This is a genomic window from Prevotella sp. kh1p2, assembly GCF_900111525.1.
Classification (GTDB): Bacteria; Bacteroidota; Bacteroidia; order Bacteroidales; family Bacteroidaceae; genus Prevotella.
The window spans coordinates 1-9,491 of sequence record NZ_FOHY01000033.1; the positions used below are offsets into that span (position 1 = coordinate 1).

At 46.5% G+C, this 9,491-nt stretch carries 11 protein-coding genes; all 11 read right to left on the reverse strand.

Annotation, left to right across the window (positions count from 1 at the left end; translation table 11 throughout):
• Positions 1–272: 272 nt before the first annotated feature.
• Positions 273–1,244 carry a F0F1 ATP synthase subunit gamma gene (locus BMW31_RS12965; protein WP_091826669.1) on the reverse strand — a complete coding sequence of 324 codons (972 nt, stop codon included), beginning with the start codon at positions 1,242–1,244 and terminating at the stop codon, positions 273–275.
• A 6-nt stretch (positions 1,245–1,250) separates the two neighbouring features.
• The gene (gene atpA / locus BMW31_RS12970) at positions 1,251–2,837 is read right to left on the reverse strand and encodes a F0F1 ATP synthase subunit alpha (RefSeq protein ID WP_091826672.1); all 1,587 of its coding nucleotides are present in this window, start codon (positions 2,835–2,837) and stop codon (positions 1,251–1,253) included.
• Between the two features lie 72 nt (positions 2,838–2,909).
• The gene (locus tag BMW31_RS12975) at positions 2,910–3,446 is read right to left on the reverse strand and encodes a F0F1 ATP synthase subunit delta (protein ID WP_091826674.1); all 537 of its coding nucleotides are present in this window, start codon (positions 3,444–3,446) and stop codon (positions 2,910–2,912) included.
• Between the two features lie 4 nt (positions 3,447–3,450).
• Positions 3,451–3,957: a F0F1 ATP synthase subunit B gene (gene atpF / locus BMW31_RS12980; RefSeq protein ID WP_091826676.1), complete on the reverse strand. Its 507-nt coding sequence runs from the start codon at positions 3,955–3,957 to the stop codon at positions 3,451–3,453.
• A gap of 68 nt (positions 3,958–4,025) precedes the next feature.
• On the reverse strand, positions 4,026–4,268 hold the full coding sequence (atpE, locus tag BMW31_RS12985; RefSeq protein ID WP_091826678.1) for an ATP synthase F0 subunit C: 243 nt from the start codon (positions 4,266–4,268) through the stop codon (positions 4,026–4,028).
• Between the two features lie 60 nt (positions 4,269–4,328).
• Positions 4,329–5,411 (reverse strand): F0F1 ATP synthase subunit A, encoded by a 1,083-nt coding sequence (gene atpB, locus BMW31_RS12990; RefSeq protein ID WP_091826680.1) that lies wholly within the window; start codon positions 5,409–5,411, stop codon positions 4,329–4,331.
• On the reverse strand, positions 5,408–5,842 hold the full coding sequence (locus BMW31_RS12995; RefSeq protein ID WP_091826683.1) for a hypothetical protein: 435 nt from the start codon (positions 5,840–5,842) through the stop codon (positions 5,408–5,410). The genes atpB and BMW31_RS12995 overlap by 4 nt, the downstream gene beginning before the upstream one ends.
• Positions 5,843–5,870: 28 nt before the next feature.
• Positions 5,871–6,110, reverse strand: a complete 240-nt coding sequence (atpC, locus tag BMW31_RS13000) for an ATP synthase F1 subunit epsilon (protein WP_091826685.1) — start codon at positions 6,108–6,110, stop codon at positions 5,871–5,873.
• A gap of 40 nt (positions 6,111–6,150) precedes the next feature.
• Positions 6,151–7,677, reverse strand: coding sequence for a F0F1 ATP synthase subunit beta (atpD, locus tag BMW31_RS13005; protein WP_091826687.1), 1,527 nt, complete (start codon positions 7,675–7,677; stop codon positions 6,151–6,153).
• Positions 7,678–7,812: 135 nt separating this feature from the next.
• On the reverse strand, positions 7,813–8,790 hold the full coding sequence (pfkA, locus tag BMW31_RS13010) for a 6-phosphofructokinase (RefSeq protein WP_091826689.1): 978 nt from the start codon (positions 8,788–8,790) through the stop codon (positions 7,813–7,815).
• 604 nt (positions 8,791–9,394) lie between these two features.
• Positions 9,395–9,487 carry an integrase core domain-containing protein gene (locus BMW31_RS13705; protein WP_410524451.1) on the reverse strand — a complete coding sequence of 31 codons (93 nt, stop codon included), beginning with the start codon at positions 9,485–9,487 and terminating at the stop codon, positions 9,395–9,397.
• Between the last annotated feature and the right edge of the window lie 4 nt (positions 9,488–9,491).

Consider the following 9,491-nt stretch of genomic DNA (forward strand, 5'->3'; position numbering starts at 1 on the left):
GCTTCATGCGCCTTGCGCTCCTCGAGCAGCTGGGCGCGAAGTTCGTCGAGCGTGATAACTCTAATTTTTCGATTTCATTGTACTGTTTCATGACTTTTTACTTTTTTTGTTTGATGTAAACTGTCAACTTATTCAGTACAGGTCATTGATCTAAATTCTTAAAGATGCCGTTTTTCAATATAAATAATATTATGATAAATTAATAGAATTAAAAAGGAAGAGAGCACTTTTGTACCCTCTTCCTTTTATGATTATCAGAATGAGCAGTTAAATCAGTTATTGACAGTGCCACCAACAATATCAAGCAATTCGCTTGTAATAGCAGCCTGCCGACTTTTGTTGTATTGGAGATTGAGTTCTCTGATTATGTCATCTGCATTGTCAGTTGCTGTTTGCATGGCAACCATTCGTGCAGCGTGTTCTGAAGCATTGCTATCTAACAATGCGGTGTAAATCATCAGATTAAGCAATTTTGGTATCAAAGACTTCAGTACTGTAGGTAAATCTGGCTCGACAATAAAATCATCGTTCAGAGGAACAATATTTTCTTTAGCCCGTTGCTTGTTTGCAGCTTTTTTGCGCAAATATTCTTGTGCTTTGGCTGTTACTACATTACTTGACAAGTCCCTGTCGTTCATATCTCCGATGCTTTCGGTAGACAAGTCAATTGGAAGAAATTGGCGCCGCGTAAGAATTTGAGAACCAGCACTTTTGAAATGATGATAAACAAGTTCTACTTTGTCTATTTCGCCACGATTATATCTGTCCGTGAGCTCCTGTGCTATATTGGCACACTCGCGTGCATTGGGTTTCTCGGCCAATTCCAGAAAATCTCCTCCCGAAGACATACCCTTTTTTTGTACCCTTTCGGCAACTTTACGCCCTATCGGATAAATTACAAATTGGGTAACGCCGCTTGATTTATACTCATTGATGATTTGAGACATCAGCTTGAGTACATTGGCATTGAAGCCGCCGCACAAGGAACTGTTGCTTGAGTACACGACCAAAGCAACTTTATGAACCTTACGGGTTGGAGTCTCAAATGAAACATGAGCTTCAGGCGTGGAGACTAAGAAAGCCTTGAGAATGTGTTCTAACAGGTTCTCGTATGGCAGCATGTTCTGAATGGCAACCTGAGCATGGTGGAGTTTAGAGGACGCAACCATCTTCATGGCACTCGTTATTTTGCGAGTACTATTGACGCTGGCAATGCGCTTCTTGATTTCTTTCAGTGATGCCATAGCTTGTTATGCTTTAAATTGTGCTACGATACCTGACATGACTTCCTCAATGGTTTTAATGACTTCATCGGTAAGCTGGCCGGATGTAAGCGTTTCAATTACATCGGCATGCTGATTGCGCATTTGCTCAAGGAATTGGTCTTGGCAGACTCTGACCTGTGTTACCGGAACATCGTGCATCAAACCGTGTACACCGCAGTACAGAATGGCTATCTGCTCACCAACAGGCATGGGATTGTATTGCGGCTGGATGAGCAACTGATTGTTCTTGCGTCCGCGGTCAATGGTCATGGCGGTTACGGGGTCCATATCGCTGGAGAATTTGGAGAAAGCCTCCAACTCTCGATATTGTGCCATATCAATTTTCAGAGTACCGGCAACCTTCTTCATGCTCTTGATTTGTGCTGATCCTCCTACGCGCGAAACAGAAATACCAACATTGATAGCAGGTCTGAAGCCTTGGTTGAACAGGTCTGTTTCAAGGTATATCTGACCGTCAGTGATGGAAATCACGTTCGTGGGGATGTAAGCAGAAACGTCGCCAGCCTGTGTCTCAATAATTGGAAGCGCAGTCAGCGAGCCTCCACCTTTTACATGACCCTTCATACATTTCGGTAGGTCGTTCATGAGTTCTGCTACTTCCTGCTGATCGTTAATTCTGGCAGCACGCTCAAGCAAACGGGAATGAAGGAAGAACACATCGCCCGGGTAGGCTTCACGTCCGGACGGACGACGCAAAATCAGGGAAACTTCGCGGTAAGCCACAGCTTGTTTGGATAAATCGTCGTAGACCACGAGCGCAGAGTATCCTCTATCGCGAAAATATTCGCCGATGGCGGCGCCGGCAAAAGGTGCATAATATTGCATGGCGGCTGGGTCAGCAGCTGTTGCGCTTACTACGATAGTGTACGGCAAAGCCCCGTGCTCCTTCAGTGTCTGCACTAATGTTGCAACAGTAGAAGCCTTCTGCCCTATTGCTACATAGATACAATAAACCGGTTTTCCCTGCTCATAGAAACTCTTCTGGTTGATAATCGTATCGACTGCTATTGCTGTCTTGCCCGTCTGCCTGTCGCCGATAATCAGCTCTCGCTGACCTCGCCCAATGGGAATCATTGAGTCTACGGCCTTTAGTCCGGTTTGCAGCGGCTCCTTTACGGGCTGACGATAAATAACTCCGGGAGCTTTACGGTCAAGAGGCATCTCGAACGAGTTCTCCAAATCTATGTCTCCCTTTCCGTCAATAGGGTTGCCAAGAGGATTGACAACTCTGCCCAGAAAGTTATCATTTACCCTGATAGAGGCGATATGGTGGGTGCGTTTTACCTTCTGTCCCTCCTTTATACCGGCAGTTGGACCCAAAAGAATGCAACCAACGTTGTCTTCTTCTAAGTTCATGACAATTGCCATTGTCCCGTTTTCAAACTCCAAGAGTTCGTTTGCCTCTGCATTGCGAAGTCCATAGATTCGTGCAACACCGTCGCTGACGGTCAACACGGTTCCGACCTCGTCAAATTTCTCGTCAGAGGTGATGCCTCTAAGTTGCTGGAGCAGAACTTCTGAAACCTCGCTGGGTTTTATTTTGTCTGACATATTTCTTAATTTTAGTATTGAAATTAAGCAGGAAAAAGGATTGGTAATCCTTGCCTCCTGTTATTTCCTTTATTATTTCCTTAATTCTGTGAGTATGGAATGTAGCTGACTTTTAACACTTGCATCCATGCGATAAGTATCATATTCGAGTATAAAGCCTCCAATAATATCAGGAGCCGTCTCAGTATTGAACTCCACAGTTCCCTGAGTTTTAGCCTCTACCATTTTGCGCATTTTCTCTTCTACGTCAGATGAAACGGCAACGGCAGTGATTAATTTTCCTCGAGTGATGTTGTTCTGTTTCCTATAGAGTGTGATGTATGCAGCAGCCATGAACTGAAGAAAGTTCTCCCTACCCTCTTTGAGAACAAGAGATATAAATTTCTTCGTCAGTTCAGACGGCTGTTGCCCACATGCGGTTTCAAGCAGCTGTTGCTTCTTGTTATCCAACAGCATCGGGTTGTCAATCGTGAACCTCAGTTCGGGTACCTTAAGATAGCAGGCACCAAGCACCTGCATTTCTTGGTAAACTTGTTCATCGAGGTTAAGCTCCATTGCTATTTTCAGAAGAGCACGGGCATAACGAACTGAAATTACACCAATATCCATAGGCTTAATTAGTCATTTTATCAACAGAAACCTCATCCAGGAGTTTGTCAATCATATCCATTTGAGCACTGTCTTTTGACAGCTTTTCGCGAAGAATTTTCTCTGCTATTTGAATACTGAGCTCTGCTACCTGAGAACGGATGTCGCGGATAGCATTCTGCTTTTCAGATTCTATTTCCGCTTTTGCGTCATCAAGTAGTCGTGCACTCTCGTCTTTCGCTTTATCCTGAGCCTTCTCCACGATAGCATCACGTGTTTCCGTAGCCTCTTTCAATATCTGAGCCTGACGTTCACGCGCCTCTTGCAATATGGATTCACCTTCTTTCTGGATATTAGCCAATCGTTCGTTTGCTTCATGAGCCTTGCGGAGACTGTCGTCAATGTAGGCTTTGCGGTCATTTGTCATTTTGACAATAACCGGGAACCCCCATTTCCACAAGATAGCAAGGACGATGAAGAAGACGACCGCCATCCAGAAGAACAATCCAAAATCGGGAGTTATTAATGACATGTTTCTTGTTTTAAATTTACGATCGAGAAACCGGCATGAATGTTATATGCCTTTATTCTCATGATTTTTTAAACGAACAGGGCTAACAGTGCGATGATGGCAGCAAAGAAAGCCACACCTTCTACAAGAGCAGCTGCAACAATCATGGCCGAACGGAGGTCGCTGATTTTTTCCGGTTGGCGTGCCATGGCGTCCATTGCGTTACCGCCAATACGTCCAATACCAATACCTGCACCAATAGCAGCAATACCACCGCCGATGGCGGCACCTAATTTTGCAACTGCGTCAGCAGCTAATAATAATGATAACATAGTCTTAAAATTTTAATTGTTCTTTGTATATTATATTTCTGTTTTCCTTTTATTATATATTTAGTGTGAATGTTCTTCAGCTTCCCTTACGTGGGCCAACGAGATAAACACGGCGCTCAGCATGGTAAAAACCATAGCCTGGATATAGCTCACCAGCACTTCGAGCAGCATCATGAATATACTCATAGCCACACTGACAACGGTCATAGCCGTGCCGAAAGCTGCATTGATAGCGAACATCACGAAGATAATACATGCAAAACTCAATGCGATGGCATGCCCGGCCATCATGTTGGCAAAGAGTCGAACCATCAACGCAAAAGGCTTGGTCAGTGTACTGAAGAACTCTATGACAGGCATCAAGGGTACCGGCACTTTCAACCAAGTGGGAACATCGCCCCAGAAGATATCTTTCCAATACGCCTTAGTACCGGTAACATTCGTTATCACGTAAGTGCACAGTGCCAAGAAGCAAGTGCAGGTGATGTTACCGGTCAGGTTACCGCCGCCAGGTGGAAACGGCACGATACCCATGATGTTTGCTACAAAGATAAAGAAGAAACAGGTAAGTAGATAAGGAGCATACTTATCCGACTCTTCGCCCAGTGTTGGTTTGATGATGTCATCATATACATTCATCACAAACATGTGCATCAACCCCGTAAATCCCTTTGGTGCAGGGTCATCCACCTTGTGTTTCCTGCACCATCTTGCCGGTATCAAGATACACAGCAAAAGAATAATGGCGTCTATGAAAAGCACGACAACGGTCTTGGTAATGGAAATGTCGAACGGCCGGACTTCCTTGCCGTTTACCATTTCGCAGACTTTATGCTCATGTTTTTCACTGCCCGAGATATAGAGTCCGTAGGGACCCGGGCGGTTTCCCTTTTCATCAGCTTCTTCGCTGAATTGCGAACTGCAGAAAGCATGCCATCCCGTAGAACTCTTTACAATCACTGGCAGATGCAAAATGACTTTATGCGAACCTATATCCGTGATATGCCACTCGTAAGCATCCTTTATATGTCCCATCAGAATTCCCTGCAGGTCTATACCCTCCTTCTTTTCTTCGGCAGCATGCGCCGGCGAAGCTGTAAAGAGTACAAGCAGCAGACAGAGAATTTGCGTGATATGTTTCATTTCTTTTTATTGATAATATTTTTCTTTTCCACCCGGGCAAAGTATATGGCATCCAGCATGATGGTTGCTGCGTAGAAGATACTGAAGATGATTACAAAGCGAATAATGGCATCGCGGTTATCCTTCATCAGCAAACAATTTACAAGCACAACTACAGCGCCGAGTAAAAGGCGAATGACCATTGCAACGAGATAAAACCGTGTGAGGGCAGTAGGTGATGATTTTGCAGCACGATACCATGCTTCCCCATAGCCGAAAGACAGAACGAGAGAATAGACTGCACTCACCAGCAGGGCGTTTAACCCCGAAACATTCTGCATCAGGTTCATGGCGAAAAGAAGTATCAGCGAAATGGCGCAGATTACCCACAGTGATATTTTTTTATATCGCCGGGACACGGTCAAGATGATGTCATTTGCTATTACTGCCATTTACGTCTTTATATTCTCTTACTTACTGTCAGACTTCTACGCAAAGACTGACCTCATTCTGTTTCACTTCCACAAACCCACCGGTAATTTGGAGTTGCTTTTTACCGCTGTTGGTGGCATATTCCACCACTCCTTTTTCCAAACTGGAGATGATGGGAGCATGGTCGGTCAGAATCTCGAAAGCTCCGAGAGTTCCGGGAACCGATACGCTCTGTACCTCGCCGTCGAAAATAATCTTCTCCGGACTTACGACTCTTAACTTCAACATATAATTGTAGCTTTCATATTATATTATGGTGAAGTGCGCCCTAACCTTTAGCTTGCTCAAGCAGTTTCTTTCCTTTCGCAATGGCATCGTCAATGGTGCCAACATTCAGGAAAGCCTGCTCCGGCAGGTCATCCACCTCTCCGTCCATAATCATGTTGAAGCCTTTGATGGTATCTTCAATGCTTACCATTACTCCGGGTACACCCGTAAACTGCTCTGCAACGGCAAAGGGCTGCGAGAGGAAACGCTGTACACGGCGGGCGCGTGCCACGGTTATCTTGTCTTCATCCGAAAGTTCGTCCATACCCAGAATGGCAATGATATCCTGCAGTTCGGCATATCGCTGCAGCAACTGCTTCACTCGCTGGGCACAGTCGTAGTGTTCCTTGCCCACGATTAACGGGTCAAGTATTCGCGATGTACTGCCCAGCGGATCTACCGCAGGGTAAATACCAAGCTCGGTAATCTTTCTGGACAACTCTGTCGTGGCATCCAGGTGGGTGAAAGTTGTTGCAGGAGCAGGGTCGGTCAAGTCGTCTGCAGGCACGTAAACAGCCTGCACGGACGTAATGGAGCCCTTCGTTGTCGATGTAATGCGCTCCTGCATGGCACCCATTTCAGAAGCCAGAGTAGGCTGATAACCTACAGCCGACGGCATACGACCAAGCAATGCCGAAACCTCTGAACCTGCCTGAGTGAAGCGGAAAATATTGTCAATGAAGAACATGATATCTGTCGGCTCGCCGTTCTTGCCGCCATGATCACGGAATTCCTCGGCTACTGTCAGCCCGGATAATGCCACCGATGCGCGTGCCCCCGGCGGTTCATTCATCTGACCGTAGACTAAGGTAGCCTGAGAGTTCTTCAGTTCCTCTGGGTCAACGAGCGACAAATCCCATTTACCTTCCTCCATTGCCTTGCGGAACTTCTCTCCGTAGCGGATAACACCTGATTCGAGCATGTCGCGAATCAGGTCGTTGCCCTCGCGGGTGCGCTCCCCCACTCCGGCAAAAACAGAGTAACCGTCGTGGCCCTTGGCAATATTGTTAATCAATTCCATGATGAGTACGGTTTTGCCTACACCGGCACCACCGAACAATCCAATCTTGCCACCTTTCATGTAGGGCTCCAGCAGGTCGATGACTTTGATGCCCGTAGCGAGCATCTCCTTACGGGTTGACAGCTCGTCGAACTTAGGCGCCTCCCTGTGAATAGGATATGCGCCCTCCATGTTCAGCGGTTCCATGCCGTCGATGGGGCGGCCAATGACATTCATCATTCGCCCTTTGATTTGTTCACCGGCCGGCATAGTGATTGGACTCCCGGTAGGAATGACCTCCAAATCGCGCTGCAAACCGTCCGTATTATCCATAGCTACACACCTAACGGTGTCTTCACCGATATGTTGCTGCACTTCTATAATAAGTTCGCGGCCGTCAGGACGTTCAACTTTCAGGGCTTCGTAAATCTTTGGAAGCACTTTTTCAGGGTCCTGACCTTGTATATCGAAATACACATCGATAACAGGACCGATTATCTGAGAGATACGTCCGTTTATTTGTGACATAAGCTTATGTTTTTATTGTTAACTGATATGCTGTCTTTCTTGGCAGACAAAAATACAAATTAAATTTGAAAATAACAAATGAAACGGCATTTTTTCTGCGAGAATGAAACTTTTCTTTTACTTTATTACCTTGTTTTATATGCTCAACTCGTCCAGAACCTTGATGAGTTTCTTGTCGAACGGCTTGTCCGAACGGATGGCTTCACTCAGTGGGACATACACAACTTCGTTGTTTCTTACACCCACCATGATGTTGCGCTGTCCCTGGATGATGGCCTCGATAGCCCCTACCCCGGTACGCGATGCCAAGATACGGTCGTGTGCCGACGGCCGACCGCCTCGCTGCAGGTGTCCTAAGATTGAAACGCGCACGTCGTATTCCGGGAACTCCTTGCGTACTCGTTCGGCGTAATAGAGTGCTCCACACTTGGGACTCTCTGACACTATCACGATACAGGAACGCTTGGACTTGCGGATACCTCGCTCCATGAAGTGCGCCAACTGGTCTACGTCCGTACTGTCTTCGGGTATGATAGCAGCCTCGGCGCCGCAGGCTATGGCCGAATTCTGAGCCAAGAAACCGGCGTCTCGTCCCATTACTTCAACAAAGAATATGCGTTCGTGGCTTTGGGCCGTGTCTCTTATCCTGTCCACACACTCTACGATGGTGTTCAGCGTGGTGTCGTAGCCTATGGTGGAATCGGTTCCGTAGAGATCGTTATCAATCGTTCCGGGCAGTCCGATACAACAAACTTCGTATTCCCGGGCAAATTCCATGGCTCCTGTCAGCGAACCGTTTCCGCCTATCACCACCAAAGCGTCTATCCCCTCTTTTACCATGTTGTCGTAAGCTTTGCGCTTACCTTCCTCCGTCATGAAATCTTTGGAGCGGGCGGTCTTCAGGATGGTGCCGCCCTGCAGGATGATGCCACTTACATTCTCGGTAGTAAAATCTATTATTTCGCCGTTGATGAGGCCGTCATAACCTCTGTAGATGCCTTTGATATTGAAGCCGTTGCAAATGCCGGCACGAGTCACGGCGCGTATGGCGGCATTCATGCCGGGAGCGTCACCGCCGGAAGTAAGTATTCCGATAGTTTTAATCTTTGCCATAATTTGATACTTGGTGTATCTTTTCTTGTTCTTATATATTTAGTCGCAAAGATAACAAATAATCTTCATTAGGCAAGAAAGAATGGCGAATTTTATTTTGCTTTAACGTAAGATAAACCAAACAGGGGACTGCAGCAGCCACGTCTGTCTGAGTTTCAGATGAGCAAGGGGTATCAGACACATGCCTGCCGGCAATCCTACAATATTGTAACGAGGTGCTTGAAAGCATCTTTCGGGAACTTTCGACAAGTGTCGCACATGAATTCGACACTTGTCGCATAATCGTTTGACAGGTGTCGAAAGTTCACGGAGCATACCGACAGAAGTAAGAGAGAACGTCCTGTCCTGGATTTAGTTGACAGTTTTTGTAGTTAAATGTTCTTTAGGTTGACAAGAAATTTCTTATGTGGAAATCTGGTTGTCAGGTTTTTCTGTTAAGTGCACTTTGGGTTGACAGCTGTCTTCCGGATGCAAAGTTAATCATTTTCTGTTTTCTGCGGACTCTTTGACCTCCTTATTTTAAGTGGAACGTTGAATTGATGAAAAACACCGGGGGGCGGCCTTGCGGCCGGGGGCTCGCAGCCCCCGGGAGCCTCTGTGGCTATCATGCGGCCAGGGAAAGGAGCCGCTGCATCTCTTCCAGGGGCGTGCGCATGCCCAGGCTCTGGTGCGGACGCACGGTGTTATAGAGCTCCACGGCC